The organism is Microbacterium insulae, from assembly GCF_042677065.1.
GTDB classification, from domain to species: Bacteria; Actinomycetota; Actinomycetes; order Actinomycetales; family Microbacteriaceae; genus Microbacterium; species Microbacterium insulae.
Genome location: NZ_JBHTII010000001.1, coordinates 1111526 through 1128527, shown reverse-complemented (window position 1 = coordinate 1128527; position 17002 = coordinate 1111526). Strand labels below are relative to the sequence as shown.

Sequence of the window (17002 nt, the reverse complement as noted above, 5' to 3'; positions counted from 1 at the left end):
CGACCGCGCCTGCGCGCGCCGCCATGATGTGCGCATGGATGCCACCCCCCCGAGCGCACCCGACCCCGAGCCCGAACAGTCGCCGCACGTCGCCGAGGACCCGGCGCTGATCGACGTCCTCGCGCCCCCCGAGCGGCCCAAGCGGTTCGCCGGCGTGCTCGCCGCGCTGGACCGCCCGCTCGCGCTGGGCTTCATCACGACGCTCGGCGTGCTCGGAGCTCTCGTCCTCGGCAGCGCCCTCGGATCGATCTCGACGATCCTGGTCTACATCGTCCTGGCGATGTTCCTCGCCGTCGGGCTCGACCCGCTCGTGCGGGTGCTGGAGCGGCGCCGCGTGAAGCGGCCCGCGGCGATCGCGATCGTGTTCGGCGGGTTCGCCCTGCTGTTCGCGGCCTTCCTCATCTGGGTGCTGCCGCCGGTCCTCGCCCAGATCGGCGAGTTCATCGCCGCGATCCCGGCTGCGATCGCCGGCGTCCCCGAGTCGGACTGGTTCCAGGCGCTCGACGTCGACACGCAAGCCGCCGTGCTCGCCGCGCTCGACGAGCTCGCGCACTGGATCGCGAGCCCCGCGACGCTGGGCGCGCTGGGCGGAGGCATCCTCGCCGTCGGCGTCGCGTTCGTCGGCGGGATCTCGGCATCCTTCATCGTCGTCGCCCTCACGCTGTACTTCCTGTCGTCGCTGTCCTCGATGAAGAAGGCCTTCTACGCCCTCGCGCCCGCCCGCAACCGCGCGCGCCTCGAGGACCTGACGGAGCGGATCACGGCCTCCGTCGGCGGCGCCCTCATCGGCTCGGTGACCCTGTCGTCGCTCAACGCGGGCGCGGTGTTCCTGCTGCACGTGCTGATCGGGCTTCCCTTCCCCGCACTCATGGCGGTCATCGCGTTCGTCATCACCCTCATCCCGCTCTTCGGCTCGGTGATCTTCCTCGTGATCGGGACCGGGGTCGCCCTCTTCTCGAGCCCCACGCAGGCGCTCATCTTCTTCGTCGCCTACCTCGTGTACATCCAGCTCGAGTCCTACGTGATCAGCCCGCGCGTGATGAACAAGGCGATCGCGATCCCCGCCGCCCTGGTGCTGATCGGCGCGATGGTCGGCGGTGCCCTCATGGGTGTCATCGGGGTGCTCGTCGCGCTGCCGGTGATGGCGTCGATCCTGCTGATCATCCGCGAGGTGGTCGTGCCGAAGCAAGACCTCAAGGTCTGATCCCCTCGCCCCTCCTCCCTCGCCCCTCCTCCCTCCGGGCGGGATGTCACACGAATGGCGGGTCAGAGCCGCTCACACCCGCCATTCGTGTGACATGGCGCTCTCCTCGGCTCCTCCCCACCGGCAGCTGCGCGGCAGGTTTCCCCACCGGCCGGTGCCGGCGGGACGCGAATGGCCGCGCAGTGGGTCAATGGGGGATGAACAGACGAGAGCCGCTCCCGTCGAGCTTCGGCACCTCCTTCCTCGTGCGCGACGCAAGGGTCGCCGGGATCGCGCGCTCGAGGCTGCGCGCCGACGATCTTCGGATGCCGACCCACGGCGTGCGCTCGCCGGCCAGGGACGGGCACGATCGATCGTCGCCCGTCCGGCACCACGACGCTCGCAGAGCGGAGCTGCTGGGGATCGTCCAGGACACCGCGCCCGCGCTTCGACCCCCGCAGTTCTTCAGTCATGAGACCGCCCTGGCGATCGTCGGATCCCCGCTGCCGATGTGGCCGTACACACCCTCGGTCCATGTCTCGGCTCACCGGCCCGCGGGGATGCCCCGGCGCCGGGAGTGGGTCGGCCATCGCCTTCAGGCGCGCCCGGCGGCCGTCCGGATCTTCGACGGCGTACCGGTGGAGAGCCCGGTTCGCGCTTGGCGCCAGGTGGGGAGGTCCTGGTCATTGGTCGATCTGGTGGCTGCGGCGGACTTCCTCGTGCACCCGCGCCGCCGGCTGGCGACCGTGGAGGAACTCGCAGCGGAGATCGGCGCGCTCGGCGACATGAGAGACCGTCTCCTCGCTCGTGCCCTCGGCCTCGTCCGGCCGGGCGCGGAATCTCCGGAGGAGACCTCTCTGCGGTTGCTCCTCGGCCGAGCGGGCCTCCCCGAGGCGTCGGTGAACTTCACGCTGCGGACGCCGTCCGACCGCTTCGTCGCGAGGCTGGATCTCGCCTACCTCGCCTACCGGGTCGCCGTGGAGTACGACGGGCGCGTCCACGCCGAGAACGCCGAACAGTTCCGGCGTGACGCGGATCGCTGGGAAGCCATCCGTGCGGAAGGGTGGCACCTCGTGCGGATCCTTTCGCATCACGTGCGGCCGAATCCGGAGGTCGCCGTGCGCAGAGTGCGAATCGCCCTCCAAGAGGCGGGATGGTCGCCCCCGCCCCCGCGCCCGTGATCGATGTCACGCGAATGGCGGGTCAGCGGCGCTCACACCCGCCATCCGTGTGACATGCACGGAGCGTGGGACGCCGGAGGCCTCGTCGGTAGGCTCGGGGGCATGGACGAGCACAATCCGTTGATTCCCGCGGGGTATGACATCGCGTGGTCTGTTGTTGCTGCAGCCGTCGTCGCCCTCGCCATCGTTGCGTTGATCTCGCTCGCTCGTTCCTCCGAACGGCTCACGTCAGCGCAGGCGTTGATTTGGGTTCTTGTCGTTCTGTTCGTGCCCGTGCTCGGCTCGATCGCCTGGATTGCAGTGGGGCGCCGGACAGCGTCAGTAGCGATCAGCGACGAGCCCTCGTCTCGCCGGTTTCACGGCTCGTAGCCCGGCCGTTATCAGCGACCATCCACAGCCAACCGGGGGTCAGTTCAGTGCGGAGGTGAGGCGCGCCAGACCGTCGAGGAAGGTCGCCTTGCCGGGCTGGCTGTTCCACTCCTCGAGGGTCAGCTCCCGGCCGGCGTCGCGGTAGGCCTGCTCGACCTCGCGCATGCCCGCGACGAAGGATGCGCCCCGCACCAGCAGCGAGACCTCCATGTTGAGGCTGAACGAGCGGATGTCCATGTTGCTCGACCCGATCACGGCGATGTCGTCGTCGATCGAGAAGTGCTTGGAGTGGAGGATGTACGGCGCGGGGTAGAGGAAGATCCGCACGCCGGCCTCGAGCAGCGCCGAGTAGTACGAGCGCTGGGCGTGGTAGACGAGTCCCTGGTCGCCGATCTCCGACACGAACAACTGCACCTCGAGGCCCCGCTGGCATGCCGTCGTGATCGCGTAGACCATTGCCTCGTCGGGCACGAAGTACGGGCTCGTCAGGATGACCTTCTCGGTCGCGCCGTAGATGAGCGACAGGAAGAGCCGCAGGTTGTTCTCGGTCGCGTATCCGGGCCCGCTCGGCACGACCTGGCACAGCAGCGAGTCGGGAAAGGCCGACCGCTCGAGCTCCGTCGCCGGGACGTGCTCCACGGCGGTCAGGTCCTCGCCGGTCTCGATGAGCCAGTCCGACAGGAAGACGACGTTCACGGCGGCGACCACGGGCCCCGTCAGCCGGGTCATGAGCTCCTGCCACTTCAGCCCGCGCTTGATGTTCTTCGGAGAGTCGTAGCTGCGGTCGATGAGGTTCTGCGATCCCATGAACCCGATCCGGCCGTCGACGACGACGATCTTGCGGTGGTTGCGCAGGTCGGGGCGCTGGTACTTGCCCTTGAGCGGCATGACGGGCAGCATCCACGCCCACGTCACGCCGATGCGGTCGAGCTCGGCGAACGTCGCTGTGGAGTTCTTCAGTCGCCGCGTCGCGACGTAGTCGGCGAGCAGGCGCACCGTGACACCCCGCGCGACCGCCCGCTCCATCGCGGCGAAGAAGCCGCGCGTGGTGTCGTCCCACGCGACGATGAAGAACTCGACGTGCACGAACCGCTCGGCGGTGTCGATCGCGGCGGCCATCGCGTCGATCGACGCCTGATAGTCCGGATAGAGGGATGCCTCGTTCCCGTCCGAGGCCGGGAGGGCAGTGAGGTTCTCGTTCTGCTGCACGACCCGCTGGAACCAGCGCGGCCAGTCGGTCTGCATGGTCCGCAGGCCTTCGCGGTCGACGCCGCTGCGGATGATCCCGTCGATGCGCGCCTGCTCCGCCCGGCGCTTGGCGGGCAGGCGGAAGCTGCCGATGAGGAGGAAGAGGAGGATGCCGACGAAGGGCAGGGCGAGGATGAGCAGCAGCCACGCCATCGCCGCGGTGGGCTTGCGACCTCTCGGGACCACGATGAGCGCGACGATGTCGATCACGACCACCACGACGAGCACGATCGGCCACACGGGTCCGGCATCCAGCATGCTCAGCATCCGGGTTTCCTCCTTCAGGCGGGGGTGACGCGATTGACGGAGACGACCTCGATGTCGAGGTCGTCCAGGACGGTCAAGAGGCCCCGCAGTTCCGAGCGGTCCTCGACGAGACCGGTGATGCTCGTCGTTCCGTCGCCCCGCGCGGTCAGCTCGTAGGCGCTGAGCGCGCGGCAGAGGGACGGCCCGAGGTGTCCGGTGATGACGACTTCGACGAGGTGCGCGGTCACGGCATCCTTCCTGCGCGACGGAGGGGAACGGATGTTGCCAGCGTGGGGCAGGCGATGCCGCCACGCCGTCACCCGCGGGGGATGATTCCGTTCAGGAGCCGTTCACGGCTCGATGCGCAGCACCCCCGGCGACTCGCCGACCTCGAGGTCCTCGACCACGCGCACGGTGCGGGCGAGGTCGTCGACGGAGCCGATGACCGTGCCGAAGCGTTCGCGGTCGGAGCACACTGCCGTGACGGTCACGAAGTGCGTGCCGGTATCCCACGTGTACGTCGCGAACGGGGGAGTCCGCGCGTCGGGCGGCAGTGACATCTCCAGCTTCTCGCCCATGCCGAGGTGGGGGTTGCGGAAGTCCTGGGTGTCGTCGTACTCCATCGGCATCATCGCCCGCGCCGCGCGCGCCTGCGCGGTCGCCTCCTGCACCTGCGCCATCACGACGACGAGCTCGGCGTCCGCCTTCCACACCCACACGAGCACCCGCCCGGCGGCGCGGCGCATGAGGAAGGGAGCGGCCTGGCTCATCGCCCACGCCGCCACCCCGCTGCCCGGCCGCTCGGACGCCCCGAGCGCCGAGTTCGCCTGGGTCAGCAGCATCCGGATCGCCGCCTTGCGGTGACGACGGCCGCGCAGGCCGAGAGACTCGGTGACCGGGACCCAGAGGGTGGCGTCGGCGTCCGCCTGAAGTCGGGGCATGTCTCCAGCGTACGGGGGTCTCGGAAGGCGCTCGGGTACAGTGGGGGGCGCGCGAACGCACCTCTTCCCGCCGCCCGCCCCGCCGCACAGACAGGCCCCCCACCCCGTGACCGAGTCCGCGACGCCCGACGACAATCCCGCCGCCGAAAGCCGCGAGTCCACCGCGCCGTCCGCCGCGAAGCCGCCGCTGAAGATCCTCATCGGCGCCGACACCTTCCTGCCGCACGTCAACGGCGCCGCGCGGTTCGCAGAGCGCCTCGCGGCCGGGCTCGTCGGGCGCGGCCACGAAGTGCACGTCATGGCCCCGAGCGCGACGCACCGCAAGCACGGGCGCTTCACCGAGGTCATCGAGGGGCAGCCGATGACCATGCACCGCATCGCCTCGTGGCGCTGGTATCCGCACGACTGGCTGACCTTCGTGATGCCGTTCCGCTCCAAGTACTACGCCCGGCGCGTGCTCTCCGAGGTGCAGCCCGACGTCGTGCACATCCAGTCGCACATCGTGATCGGGCGAGGGCTGACGCGCATCGCCCGGCAGCGCGGCATCCCCGTCGTCGCCACCAACCACGTCATGGCCGAGAACGTCCTCGACTTCACGGTGCTGCCCGCCTCGTGGACCCGCCTGGCGATCAAGCTCGCGTGGGAGGACGCCGCCCGCACGTTCGCCATCACCCGCGCCGTCACCACGCCCACCCGCAAGGCGGCGGAGTTCCTCGAGCGCACGATCGACATCCAGGGCGTCATCCCGGTGAGCTGCGGGATCGAGGCATCCCACTACACCGCCGACCTCACGCCCCGCGACGCCCATCGCCTCGTCTTCGTGGGCCGGCTCACGACCGAGAAGCAGATCGACGTGGTGCTGCGCGCGATCGCCCGGCTCGATCCGGCGCTCGACGTGCGCTTCGACATCGTCGGCAAGGGGGACCAGCGCCGAAACCTCGAGGAGCTGACCGCCGAGCTCGGCATCGCCGACCGCGTCCACTTCCACGGCCACGCGACCGACGAGGAGCTGCGCGGGCTGCTCACGCAGGCGAGCCTCTTCGTGATCGCCTCGGTCGCCGAGCTGCAGTCGATCGCGACGATGGAGGCGATGGCCTCCGGGCTGCCGATCGTCGCCGCCGACGCCGTCGCCCTTCCGCACCTGGTCCACGACGGCGAGAACGGCTACCTCTTCGAGCCGGGCAACGTCGACGACCTCGTCGACAAGCTCACCACCGTGCTCACGCAGACCCCCGAGGAGCGTCTGCGCATGCAGCAGGCCTCGCTCGACGGCGTCAAGGTGCACGACATGAAGCGCACGCTCGACACGTTCGAGGCCCTCTACCGCGACGAACCGCTGCCGGACTAGCACCGTGCACGTCGTGATGTTCGGCGACCAGCACGTCGAGACGCTCGGCGGCGCGCAGGTCTCGATGCGGCTGCAGCGGCGGTTCCTGGAGCGGGCCGGGCACACCGTCACCATCGTCGCCCCGCGGGTGCACGGCCCGCGCGGCCGTTCCATCGCCGTGGATGCCTCGTACCTCGACATCCCCTCGATCCCGATCACCCCCGACCGCGAGTACTCGATGTCGTGGCCCGGGCGCCGCACCGACCGGTGGGTGGACGCCGCCCTGGCCTCCCGTCCGGTCGTGGACGTGGTGCACGTGCAGGCGGACTTCTGGGGCGCGTTCATCGGACATCGCTTCGCCGCCCGGCACGGGCTGCCGGTCGTCCACACGATGCACAACCGCGTCGACGTGGGCATCGCCGCGACCACCCCGTTCCCGAAGACCGTCCTGCGGGTGCTGAACGGGTGGCAGTCGTGGGCGCTCGGCCCGCACGGCAAGCGCCGCGACGGGTGGGCGTATCTGCGCGGGCTGGCGGCGAGGTCGGATGCCGTGACGGCGCCGTCCGCGCACTTCGCCCGCCGGCTGGAGCAGCACGGGGTCGCGCCGCGCGACGCCGTGCCACGGGTCGACGTGGTGTGGAACGGCATCGACGACGGACTGCTGGCCGCTGCCCTGGCCGAGGCACCCGCCGAGCGCGCCCCGGGCCCTCCCCGCTTCGTGTGGCTCGGGCGCATGAGTCCGGAGAAGCGCCTGCTGCCGTTCCTCGAGGCGCTCGCCGCGTCGGATGTCGCCGCGGACGTCGAGGTCATCGGCGGCGGGGGGCAGCTGCGCGCCGCCGAGCGTCTGGTCGCCAGGCTCCGACCGCGGGCGTCGGTGGTCTTCGCCGGTCGGATGCCGTACGCCCGGACCCTCGAGCGGATCGCGGCCGCCGACGCGGTCGTGCAGACCTCCATCGGGTTCGAGACGCAGGGCATGACGATCTTCGAGGCCGCGTCCCTCGGTACCCCGGCGGTCGTGAGCGACCCGGACCTCGCCGCCGAGCTCGGCTCGGGCTTCTGGCCCGTCGCGTCCGGGACCACGGCGGCCCTGGCCGACGCGCTGCGGGCCGCGGCATCCGACATCTCCGCCGGAACCCCCGTGGCCGTCGATCCGACGATCCGCGACCGGTTCCGGCAGTCGTCGCGCACGGCCGCGATGGTCGCGATCTACGAGCGGGTCGTCGCGCGCTGAGCCCTTCGCGGGCCGGCCGGGCCGGCCGGGCCGGCCGGGCCGGCCGGCATGACCGCCCCGCGCGAGCCGGGTCAGGGAAGGCGGGTGGGATCGGTCGGGAGACGGTGGTAGCCGTCGTTGCGAAGTGCCGAGATCGTCGAGGCGACCGCGACAGCGGACAGTGCTGCGAGAAGAATCACCATGAACATGGCAGAAACGCTACGCTTGCGGTGAGACTGCCACGAGTGGCAGGATGGACACGAATCGCAGGATTACTGCCAGCCCACATCGACAGGGGATACGCCATGCACACCGTCGCCGTGATCGTGCAGGACGGGTTCGCGCCGTTCGAGTTCGGAGTCGCGTGCGAGGCCTTCGGGCTCGACCGCACCGACGACGGCATCCCGAACTTCGACTTCCGGGTGGTCACGCCCGATCCGGGTGCCGTCTCATCCAAGATGGGCTTCTCGATCAACGTCGAGCACGACCTCTCCTTCGCGTACGAGGCCGACCTCGTGGTGGTCTCGCCCACGCCGAGCCAGTACTGGGCGCGCAGCGCGTCCGACGAGCGGGTGCTCGACGTCATCCGGGCCGCCGTCGCCCGGGATGCGTGGGTGCTCAGCGTGTGCAGTGGGTCGTTCGTGGTCGCGGCATCCGGTGTCCTCGACGGCCGCAAGGCGACCACCCACTGGATGTACGCCGACAGGATGGCCCGGATGTACCCCCTCGTCGACGTCGATCCCGACGTGCTGTACGTGCAGGACGGGCGCATCATCACGAGTGCGGGCACCGCCGCGGGCCTCGACGCGTGCCTGCACCTGCTGCGCCAGGAGCTCGGCGCCGAGATGACGAACCGCATCGCGCGGCGGATGGTCGTGCCGCCCCAGCGCGACGGCAACCAGGCGCAGTTCATCGACAAGCCGCTTCCCGAGGTGGCGTCGCTGTCGCTCGCGCCGGTCACCGACTGGATGCTGCAGAACCTGCGTCTCGACCTCACCGTCGACCAGCTCGCGGCGAAGGCGCACATGTCGCCGCGCACGTTCGCACGGCGGTTCAAGGCGGACTTCGGCGCGACGCCCGCGGCGTGGCTCGCGCGTCAGCGGATCATCCACGCCCAGCGCCTCCTCGAGAAGACCGACCTCGGGCTCGACCGGATCGCGTACGAGAGCGGGTTCGGTTCGGCCGCGGTGCTCCGTCAGAACTTCGCCCGGGTGCTCGACACGACCCCCACCGCCTACCGCGCACGATTCTGCTGCACGCGCGAGGCGATGGATGCCGCGGGCATGGAGCGGTCGAGCATGCTCGAACCGGTCGCGTAACCACCCGCCTCGGGCGAGGCGCGAGCCGCGGCGGCGCGGCTACGGTGTCACCGTGCGGATCGATCCGAGACGGTGGCTCTCGCGCCGGACGCTGCGGAAGGATGCCGCGGCCGGCCTCGTGCTGGGCATCGAGGCCGTGCCCGACGGCCTGGCCGCGGGACTGCTCGCGGGGGTGAACCCCCTCGCCGGCCTCTACGGGTACCTGTTCGGGATGGTGGGCGCGGCCTTCGCGACCAGCAGCGCGTTCCTGGCGGTGCAGGCGACGAGCGCGATGGCGCTGGTGGTGTCGGATGCCGAACTCGGCGGCTTCCCGGACCCCGATCGCGCGCTGTTCACGCTCGCGGTGCTCACCGGGGTGGTCATGGCGATCGCGGGCTTCGCGCGGGGTGGCCGGCTCGTGAGCTTCGTGCCGACGGCGGTCATGACCGGCTTCGTGACGGCCATCGGCGTGAACATCGTGCTCGGGCAGCTGTCCAACTTCACGGGATACCAGGCGTCGGGTCCCAACCGCCTGCTGAAGACCCTCGACGTGCTGCTGCACATCGGCCAGTGGAGTCTCGCGTCGGTGGCGGTCGGGACGATCGCGATCCTCGTGATCGTCGTGCTGCTGCCCACGCGCGTGGGCAGCATGGGGCTCGTCGTCGCGGTGGTGATCGGGTCGGTCTGCGCCGTGGTGCTCAATCTGTGGGTGAGCGATCCGGTCGTGCTGCTGCGCGACCTGGTCGACGTGCCCCGTGGTCTGCCCGCGCCCGTCCTGCCCGACGTCGCCGACGTGCCGGCGCTGATCCTCCCCGCCCTCTCGCTCGCGTTCATCGGCCTCGTGCAGGGCGCCGCGGTGAGCGCCGGCATCCCCACTCCTGACGGGCGGCCCGCGAACGCGAACCGGGACTTCATCGGTCAGGGGCTGGGGAACGTGGTCTCGGGGCTCTTCCAGGGCATGCCTGTGGGCGGGTCGATGTCGGGATCGTCGCTCGTCGTGCAGGCCGGAGCGCGGTCGCGCCTCGCGCTGTTCGTCGCGGGCGTCGTGATGGCGCTGGTCCTCTTCCTCGCCTCCGACGTCGTCGCGTTCGTCGCGATGCCGGCTCTCGCCGGCCTGCTCATCGTGATCGGGTGGCGCGCGGTCAAGCCCAGTCGCGTGTACTCGGTGATCAAGTCCGGACCGCTGCCGACGGCGATCATGGCCGTGACGTTCGGGCTCACGCTGCTGATCCCGCTCCAGTTCGCCGTGCTCGTCGGGGTCGGTCTCGGCGTGATCCTCTACGTCGCGGAGCAGTCCAACCGCGTGCGCGTGCGGCGCCTCGAGCTCGAGCCGGACGGACGCGTGCGCGAGACGGACCCGCCCGTCGTGGTGCCCGGCGGCGAGGTGGTCGTGCTGCAGCCGTACGGCAGCCTCTTCTTCGCCAGCTCTCCGGTGTTCGAGCGCCAGCTCCCCGAGGTCACCGCGGAGTCGGCCGGATCGGTGGTGATCGTGCGGCTGCGCGGCACCGACCAGATCGGGCTGTCGCTCGTGGACGTCCTGCGCCGGTTCGCGCACAGCCTGCAGGAGGTCGGCTCGTCGCTGAAGGTCGTCGCCGCGGAGGCGCGCGTCATCGCGCAGCTGGATGCCGGCGGCCTCACCGCCGATATCGGCGCCGCAAACGTCTACAAGGGCACGGAGTGGATCGGCGAGGCGCTCCGGCGGGCCTATGCCGACGCACAGGACGAGCTCTCCCGCTGAGCGGGGATTGCCGAAGCATCCTCGACGGAGTAAACTTGAGTCGCATCGGCTCAACTTTGCCGACCACAGATTTCAGGAGACACATGAACGCCACGCAGAACCCCGGGCAGGAGGATGCGAAGAGCGCCCTCGAGCAGTTCGGGATCAACCTCACCGACCGCGCCCGTCAGGGCAAGCTCGACCCGGTGATCGGCCGCGACAGCGAGATCCGCCGGGTCAGCCAGGTGCTCACCCGCCGCACCAAGAACAACCCCGTCCTCATCGGCGAGCCCGGCGTCGGCAAGACCGCCGTCGTCGAGGGGCTCGCCCAGCGCATCGTCGCGGGCGACGTCGCCGAGTCGCTCAAAGACAAGGAGCTGGTCGCCCTCGACATCTCCGCGCTCGTCGCCGGCGCGATGTACCGCGGTCAGTTCGAGGAGCGCCTCAAGAGCGTCCTCAAGGAGATCACCGAGTCCGACGGCCGCATCATCACGTTCATCGACGAGCTCCACGTGCTCATGGGCGCGGGCGGCGGGGAGGGGTCGGTCGCGGCATCCAACATGCTCAAGCCGATGCTCGCGCGCGGCGAGCTGCGGCTCATCGGCGCCACGACGCTCAACGAGTACCGCGAGTTCATCGAGAAGGATGCCGCGCTGGAGCGCCGCTTCCAGCAGGTCTACGTCGGTGAGCCGGGCGTCGAGGACACCGTCGCGATCCTGCGCGGACTCAAGAGCCGCTACGAAGCCCACCACGGCGTCACGATCAACGACGGCGCGCTCGTCGCGGCGGCCGCGCTCTCGCACCGCTACATCCCGAGCCGTCAGCTCCCCGACAAGGCGATCGACCTGATCGACGAGGCGATGAGCCGCCTGAAGATGGAGATCGACTCCAGCCCCACCGAGATCGACCAGCTGCGCCGCCAGCTCGACCGCATGCGGCTCGAGGAGCTCGCGCTCAAGAAGGAGAAGGACGACGCCTCGAAGGAGCGGCGGGCGAAGCTGCGCGAGCAGATGGACGCCGCCGAGAAGGAACTGGCCGCCCTCGAGCAGCGCTGGGAGCGGGAGCGGGCCTCCCTCACCCGCGTCGGCGACCTCAAGAAGCAGCTCGACCAGGCCGAGATCGACCGCGACCGCGCGCTCCGCGAGGGGGACTACACGCGGGCGTCCAAGCTCGAGTACGAAACCATCAAGCGGCTGCAGCGCGAGATCGACGAGGCCGAGCGGGCCGAGGCATCCCGCACCGAGGACCGCATGGTCAACGAGCAGGTGACCGACGAGGACATCGCGGCCGTCATCGCGGCGTGGACGGGCATCCCCGTCGGACGCCTGCTGCAGGGCGAGACCGAGAAGCTCCTGCACCTCGAAGCCGAGCTCGGCAAGCGCCTGATCGGGCAGAAGGAGGCTGTGAAGGCGGTCTCCGACGCGGTGCGACGCTCGCGTGCGGGCATCAGCGACCCCGATCGGCCGACGGGCTCGTTCCTGTTCCTCGGCCCGACGGGCGTCGGAAAGACCGAGCTCGCCAAGGCGCTCGCGGAGTTCCTGTTCGACGATGAGCACGCCATGGTGCGCATCGACATGTCGGAGTACGGCGAGAAGCACTCCGTGTCACGGCTTGTCGGAGCGCCTCCCGGGTACATCGGGTACGAGCAGGGCGGTCAGCTGACCGAGGCCGTCCGGCGCCGCCCGTACTCGGTCGTGCTGCTCGACGAGGTCGAGAAGGCGCATCCCGAGGTCTTCGATGTGCTGCTGCAGGTCATGGACGACGGTCGCCTCACCGACGGCCAGGGGCGCACGGTCGACTTCAAGAACGTGATCCTGATCCTGACCTCGAACCTCGGCTCGCCGATCCTCATCGACCCGACGCTGTCGATCTCGCAGAAGCGCGAGCAGGTGCAGGCGCTGGTGCGCCAGGCGTTCAAGCCCGAGTTCGTGAACCGTCTCGACGACATCGTGATCTTCCAGGCGCTCACGCAGGACGACCTCGCCCAGATCGTCGAGCTCGCCGTCGACGCGCTGCAACGACGGCTTCGCGACCGTCGGCTCACGCTCGCCGTCACGCCCGAGGCCCGCACGTGGCTGGCCGAGCGCGGGTACGACCCCGTGTTCGGCGCGCGGCCGCTGCGCCGGCTCATCCAATCCGAGATCCAGGACCGCCTCGCGATGGCGATCCTCGGCGGCGGCGTGCACGACGGCGACGTGGTGCGGGTGGATGTCGAGGCCGACGGGTCGGGCCTGTCGCTCGTGAGCGAGGGTGCGGCGCCCGTGACAGGGGTGTCCGACGAGGACGACGAGGTGATCGAGGCCGTCCTCGACGAGTGATCCGCTCGCCGGGAGGGCGCTGGCGACGGTTCGCCGACCGTTTCGCTGGTCGGGAGCGCCCTTTCGGCAAGGGTACGGTCGGAGGATGAGGATGCGGTGATCCGGGCGCTGTGGGGGTCGACGCATCCCGGACCCACCGTGGTGGTGACGGGGCTCGCGCTGGCGCTGGGCGTCGCGGTCGGGCTCGAGCCCTGGCGTCTGGTGCTGCTCACGCTCGCGGTGTTCGCGGGGCAGGTGTCGATCGGCATCTCGAACGACGCGATCGACGCCCCCCGCGACCGCGCGGTCGGCCGCGCCGACAAGCCGATCGCGCGCGGCGACGTCTCCGAGCGGGCGGCATGGGCCGCCGCGATCGGCGCGCTCGCGGTCGCCCTGGCCCTGTCGGCGCCGCTCGGGTTCGGAATGCTGGCAGCCCACGCGATCTTCCTGGCATCGGCGTGGGCCTACAACGCGGGGCTGAAGTCCACGCCGTTCTCGATCGTGCCGTTCCTGGTGAGCTTCGGCATCTTCCCCTCGCTGGCGACGCTGTCCGCTCCCGACCCGGGCGTCGCCGCCCCGTGGGCGTGGATCGCGGGCGCGGCGCTGGGCGCGGCCGTCCATCTGACCAACGTCCTCCCCGACCTGGAGGACGATCGCGCCACCGGCGTGCGAGGACTGCCGCACCGGATCGGGGCCCGCGCGTCGGCGGTCGTGGCCGCGGCGGGGATCGTGGCCGGCGCGGTCGCGGTGCTGCTCGGCGCGGCGGGGGGCGACCTCGCCGCGGTGCTGCCGCTGGCGTGGGTGTTCTTCGTCGCGGTCGTCGCCGTGGCGGTGGCCACGGCTGTGCTCGCGCTCGTGCGTCCACCGACCCGCGCGCTGTTCCGGCTCGTGATGCTCGCGGCGCTTCTCCTGGCCGCGCAGCTCGTCGCGACCGGCGGAGCCTTCGCCGCCTGACGGCACGGCCGGGCTGCGGGGTCACGCGTCGCGGTCGAACCCCATCGAGTAGGCATGGGCGAGCAGCCGCGCGCCGGGTGGGGTCACCGCGACCCGCAGCGCCCCGCGGCGCAGCGCGTCCGCGGCTGGTGGAAGTGCGCGGCCGGCGGCGGTGTTGACCGAGGCGAGCCGCGCCGCGGCGCGTGCCGACGCGACCCGGCGCCGCTCCCACCGGGCGAGCGCGGCGTCGGGCGCGACCCCGCTGCGGACCCAGGTCGCGAGCAGGGGTGCGAGGGTCGCGGCATCCAGAAGTCCGAGGTTCATGCCCTGCCCGCCGATCGGGCTCACCTCGTGCGCGGTGTCTCCGATCGCGAAGAGTCCCCCGCGCCGAAGCCGGCGCGCGACGGCCCGGCGCACCTCGAACGCGGTCGCCTCGGCGACCTGCGCGGCGGCGGCTCCCTCGCCCCTCGCCCGCAGGGCCTCCCGAAGGCGCTCGGCCAGACCGCGATCCGTCGGTCCGTCGTCCCACGCGACGTACCGCCGCCGCCCGCCGGGAAGAGGAAACGCCTCCAGCACCCCGCGGCCGTCGATGTCGATCACGGCGACGTCGTCGTCGCGGCCGGCGGCGACATCCGCCATGAGGTACCGGTCGGGGTAGCGCTTCACCGGCACCGCACCGCGGCGGTAGACGAGGTCGCGCGCGCGCCAGCCGCCGGCGACCACGACGATCGGCGCGCTGAGGTCGTCGCCCTCTTCGAGCGAGACCCGGATGCCTCGTCCCTCCGGCCGCACGGCGGTCACGGTCGCGCCCCGCCGGGGTGGCGGCGCCTCCGCGGCGAGGGCCGCCTCGGTCGCGGCCTGCGGAAGCGTCGCCACGAACGGGAACCGCCGGTGCAGCCGATCGAACCGGACCACGCCGAGCAGCCGGCCCGCCGAGCGGGCCTCGCCGCGTGACACGCGCACCGCCGAGGCCAGGAGCCGCTCGGTCGTGCCCGATGCCTCGAGCGCGGCGAGGACGGGGGAGTGCACGCCGATCGCCCGGGTCCCCTCTCCGGGAACGGTTCGGCGCTCCAGAACGTCGACGTCGACGCCGCGCCGAGCGAGCTCGGCCGACAGGAGCGTGCCGACGGGGCCCCCGCCGACCACGAGGACGTCAGGCATCGCCGTTCCCGACGGCGAGCACGCGGAACGGGGATGCCGCCTCCACCCGCCATCGCGGACCGAGCGCGTCGCCGAGCTCGCGCGGCAGGTAGCTGCGGCGGATCGACCGCAGGCCGTCGGTGCGCAGAAAAGTTCCCGGTGCGAACGGCGTCACGGCCACGGCGTAGAGCCCGTAGGCGGCGCGGCTGCGGCGGATGTCGGAGTGGATCACCCGTCCGCGGCTGAGGGCGAGGGAGTCCGACGCGAAAGCGGCGAGCTCATCACGGCTCAGGTGGTGCAGCACGTGGTTGGAGATGACGACGTCGAAGGTCTCGCCGGCGCGGCGGAGGGCCGCGGCATCCGTCACCCGGAACTCGATGCCGGGCGCCGCGCGCGCCCGCGCGACGTCGAGCGATCGCGGGTCGGGATCGGCGCCGACCCACGTCACGTCGAGTCCGTCCCGGCGCGAGAGGCGGGCGAGCCGCGTCACGAGATCCCCGCCGCCCGAGCCGAGGTCGAGCACGCGCGCCGGCCGGTCCAGGCCCAGGAGCGCTGGCCGGAGCACCCTGCGGTACGTCGCTCCCCACCCCGAGAAGAGCCGGTTGACCGTGTCGAACCGGCGCAGGGTGGCGTGCAGGCGCCGAGGATCGCACGCGGGGTCGTCCATGAGCTCGACGAGCTCCGCGTCGCGAACGCTCAGGCTCATGCGCCGACGACGGCCTCGACGGGTCGGGCGGGAGCGCCGGTCGCGGGTGACGCGGTCTTGACGAACATCCCGGACTCCACCGTGAGGCCCGGGCCGAAGGCCAGCGCGCCCACTCTCGCGCCGTCGGCGATCGCGTCGTCGTGGAGCATCCGCCGCAGGATGAAGAGGATGGTCGCGCTCGACATGTTGCCGTAGTCGCGCAGGACTTCGCGTGACGCGTCCAGTGCAGACGGTGCGAGTTCGAGGCCCGCCTCGACGCGGTCCAGCACGCTGCGTCCGCCGGGGTGCACCGCCCACGCGTCGGGCATCGCCTCTCCCGAGAGGAAGGAGTCGACCGCACCCCGGATCTCGCGGCCGACGATCCGGGGCACCTCCGCCGTGAGGATCATCTCGAAGCCGTGGTCGCCGATCGTCCAGACCATGTCGGTCTCACCCTCGGACGTCAGCACGGTCGAGAACCGGTCGAGCGCGAGCCCGCCGGGCCGGCCCGTGAGCGCGTCGTCGGTCACCACCGCGGCCGCCGCGCCGTCGGCGAACACCGACGCCGCGACGATCTGCTGCGGGTCCGACGACGGCCGGATGTGGAGCGTGCACAGCTCGAGGCACACCACGAGCACGACCGCACCGGGTTGCGCGGCGCAGATCCGCGCCGCGAGGCGCAGGGCCGGCATCGCCGCGGCGCAGCCGATGAAGCCCAGGTGGTAGCGCTCGACCGACGGCGCGAGCCCGAGGTCCCGCACGAGGCGGTAGTCGGGGCCCGGGGCGAAGAATCCGGTGCACGAGACGGTGACGACGTGCGTGACGGCGGATGCCTCGACCTCCGCGTCGGCCAGCGCCGCCCTCGCGGCCCGGGCGTTGAGCTCGGGCGCGGCCGCGATGTAGAAGTCGTTGCGGGAGCCGGTCGTCGGGCGCAGCATCCTTCCGTCGTCGTCGGCGAAGCGGGCGCGCCCCGCGGGGAGCATCGCGTGGGCGGACGGGTCGTCGCCGAACTCGGTGAGCACGGTGTGACGGTGCTCGATCGCGGAGGCGTCGAACGCGGCATGGATGAGGCGCTGGGTCAGCCGGTCGACGCCCGGCTGCCCGGCGAAGATCTCCCGCGCGCGGTCCTGCGGCACGCGCGTGACCGGCACGGCCGTTCCGATCGACACGATGCGTGCGCTCATGCACTCACTTAAGCACGCTCACGGCTCGCGTGGGTCGCTCTTG

At 71.4% G+C, this 17002-nt stretch carries 15 protein-coding genes; 9 read left to right on the top strand and 6 right to left on the bottom strand.

Annotation, left to right across the window (positions count from 1 at the left end; genetic code table 11):
- Positions 1–34 precede the first annotated feature (34 nt).
- The 3 genes from ACFQ0P_RS05335 to ACFQ0P_RS05325 all read left to right on the top strand — a co-directional run bounded on the left by ACFQ0P_RS05335 (position 35) and on the right by ACFQ0P_RS05325 (position 2733).
- Positions 35–1204, top strand: a complete 1170-nt coding sequence (locus ACFQ0P_RS05335) for an AI-2E family transporter (RefSeq protein WP_204981082.1) — start codon at positions 35–37, stop codon at positions 1202–1204.
- Positions 1205–1401: 197 nt separating this feature from the next.
- Complete coding sequence (locus ACFQ0P_RS05330; protein WP_204981081.1) at positions 1402–2364, top strand: endonuclease domain-containing protein; 963 nt, start codon at positions 1402–1404, stop codon at positions 2362–2364.
- A gap of 102 nt (positions 2365–2466) precedes the next feature.
- Entirely contained in the window at positions 2467–2733 is a 267-nt protein-coding gene (locus ACFQ0P_RS05325; RefSeq protein ID WP_204981080.1) for a PLDc N-terminal domain-containing protein, read from the top strand.
- A gap of 39 nt (positions 2734–2772) precedes the next feature.
- Here the strand turns inward: ACFQ0P_RS05325 and cls are convergent, their stop codons facing one another.
- The 3 genes from cls to ACFQ0P_RS05310 all read right to left on the bottom strand — a co-directional run bounded on the left by cls (position 2773) and on the right by ACFQ0P_RS05310 (position 5168).
- Complete coding sequence (gene cls / locus ACFQ0P_RS05320; RefSeq protein WP_204981079.1) at positions 2773–4248, bottom strand: cardiolipin synthase; 1476 nt, start codon at positions 4246–4248, stop codon at positions 2773–2775.
- A 14-nt stretch (positions 4249–4262) separates the two neighbouring features.
- Positions 4263–4475, bottom strand: coding sequence for a hypothetical protein (locus ACFQ0P_RS05315; RefSeq protein ID WP_204981078.1), 213 nt, complete (start codon positions 4473–4475; stop codon positions 4263–4265).
- A 102-nt stretch (positions 4476–4577) separates the two neighbouring features.
- Entirely contained in the window at positions 4578–5168 is a 591-nt protein-coding gene (locus ACFQ0P_RS05310; RefSeq protein ID WP_204981077.1) for a hypothetical protein, read from the bottom strand.
- 106 nt (positions 5169–5274) lie between these two features.
- Between ACFQ0P_RS05310 and ACFQ0P_RS05305 the strand changes: the two genes are divergently transcribed.
- From ACFQ0P_RS05305 to ACFQ0P_RS05280, 6 genes are all read left to right on the top strand, one after another.
- On the top strand, positions 5275–6516 hold the full coding sequence (locus ACFQ0P_RS05305; protein WP_378771542.1) for a glycosyltransferase: 1242 nt from the start codon (positions 5275–5277) through the stop codon (positions 6514–6516).
- 4 nt (positions 6517–6520) lie between these two features.
- Positions 6521–7726, top strand: coding sequence for a glycosyltransferase (locus ACFQ0P_RS05300; protein WP_204981075.1), 1206 nt, complete (start codon positions 6521–6523; stop codon positions 7724–7726).
- Between the two features lie 284 nt (positions 7727–8010).
- The gene (locus tag ACFQ0P_RS05295) at positions 8011–9024 is read left to right on the top strand and encodes a GlxA family transcriptional regulator (RefSeq protein ID WP_204981074.1); all 1014 of its coding nucleotides are present in this window, start codon (positions 8011–8013) and stop codon (positions 9022–9024) included.
- Positions 9025–9076: 52 nt separating this feature from the next.
- Positions 9077–10741 carry a SulP family inorganic anion transporter gene (locus ACFQ0P_RS05290; RefSeq protein ID WP_204981073.1) on the top strand — a complete coding sequence of 555 codons (1665 nt, stop codon included), beginning with the start codon at positions 9077–9079 and terminating at the stop codon, positions 10739–10741.
- Positions 10742–10824: 83 nt separating this feature from the next.
- Complete coding sequence (locus tag ACFQ0P_RS05285; protein WP_204981072.1) at positions 10825–13038, top strand: ATP-dependent Clp protease ATP-binding subunit; 2214 nt, start codon at positions 10825–10827, stop codon at positions 13036–13038.
- 96 nt (positions 13039–13134) lie between these two features.
- The gene (locus ACFQ0P_RS05280) at positions 13135–13971 is read left to right on the top strand and encodes a UbiA family prenyltransferase (RefSeq protein WP_378771539.1); all 837 of its coding nucleotides are present in this window, start codon (positions 13135–13137) and stop codon (positions 13969–13971) included.
- Positions 13972–13992: 21 nt separating this feature from the next.
- Here ACFQ0P_RS05280 and ACFQ0P_RS05275 read toward each other — a convergent pair whose 3' ends face one another.
- Genes ACFQ0P_RS05275 through ACFQ0P_RS05265 form a run of 3 tightly spaced genes read right to left on the bottom strand, consistent with a single transcriptional unit; the run spans position 13993 to position 16959 of the window.
- Positions 13993–15111 carry an FAD-dependent oxidoreductase gene (locus ACFQ0P_RS05275; RefSeq protein WP_204981071.1) on the bottom strand — a complete coding sequence of 373 codons (1119 nt, stop codon included), beginning with the start codon at positions 15109–15111 and terminating at the stop codon, positions 13993–13995.
- Positions 15104–15796, bottom strand: coding sequence for a methyltransferase domain-containing protein (locus ACFQ0P_RS05270; RefSeq protein ID WP_204981070.1), 693 nt, complete (start codon positions 15794–15796; stop codon positions 15104–15106). Before ACFQ0P_RS05270 ends, ACFQ0P_RS05275 begins: the two co-directional genes overlap by 8 nt.
- Positions 15793–16959 (bottom strand): type III polyketide synthase, encoded by a 1167-nt coding sequence (locus ACFQ0P_RS05265; protein WP_204981069.1) that lies wholly within the window; start codon positions 16957–16959, stop codon positions 15793–15795. The genes ACFQ0P_RS05270 and ACFQ0P_RS05265 overlap by 4 nt, the downstream gene beginning before the upstream one ends.
- Positions 16960–17002: the final 43 nt, after the last annotated feature.

Excerpts from the sequence above, each read along its gene's own strand:
- ACFQ0P_RS05325 (WP_204981080.1), top strand. The coding sequence starts at position 2,467 with ATGGACGAGCACAATCCGTTGATTCCCGCGGGGTATGACATCGCGTGG.
- ACFQ0P_RS05270 (WP_204981070.1), bottom strand. The coding sequence starts at position 15,796 with ATGAGCCTGAGCGTTCGCGACGCGGAGCTCGTCGAGCTCATGGACGAC.
- ACFQ0P_RS05265 (WP_204981069.1), bottom strand. The coding sequence starts at position 16,959 with ATGAGCGCACGCATCGTGTCGATCGGAACGGCCGTGCCGGTCACGCGC.
- ACFQ0P_RS05295 (WP_204981074.1), top strand. The coding sequence starts at position 8,011 with ATGCACACCGTCGCCGTGATCGTGCAGGACGGGTTCGCGCCGTTCGAG.
- ACFQ0P_RS05335 (WP_204981082.1), top strand. The coding sequence starts at position 35 with ATGGATGCCACCCCCCCGAGCGCACCCGACCCCGAGCCCGAACAGTCG.
- cls (WP_204981079.1), bottom strand. The coding sequence starts at position 4,248 with ATGCTGAGCATGCTGGATGCCGGACCCGTGTGGCCGATCGTGCTCGTC.
- ACFQ0P_RS05310 (WP_204981077.1), bottom strand. The coding sequence starts at position 5,168 with ATGCCCCGACTTCAGGCGGACGCCGACGCCACCCTCTGGGTCCCGGTC.
- ACFQ0P_RS05275 (WP_204981071.1), bottom strand. The coding sequence starts at position 15,111 with ATGCCTGACGTCCTCGTGGTCGGCGGGGGCCCCGTCGGCACGCTCCTG.
- ACFQ0P_RS05330 (WP_204981081.1), top strand. The coding sequence starts at position 1,402 with ATGAACAGACGAGAGCCGCTCCCGTCGAGCTTCGGCACCTCCTTCCTC.
- ACFQ0P_RS05285 (WP_204981072.1), top strand. The coding sequence starts at position 10,825 with ATGAACGCCACGCAGAACCCCGGGCAGGAGGATGCGAAGAGCGCCCTC.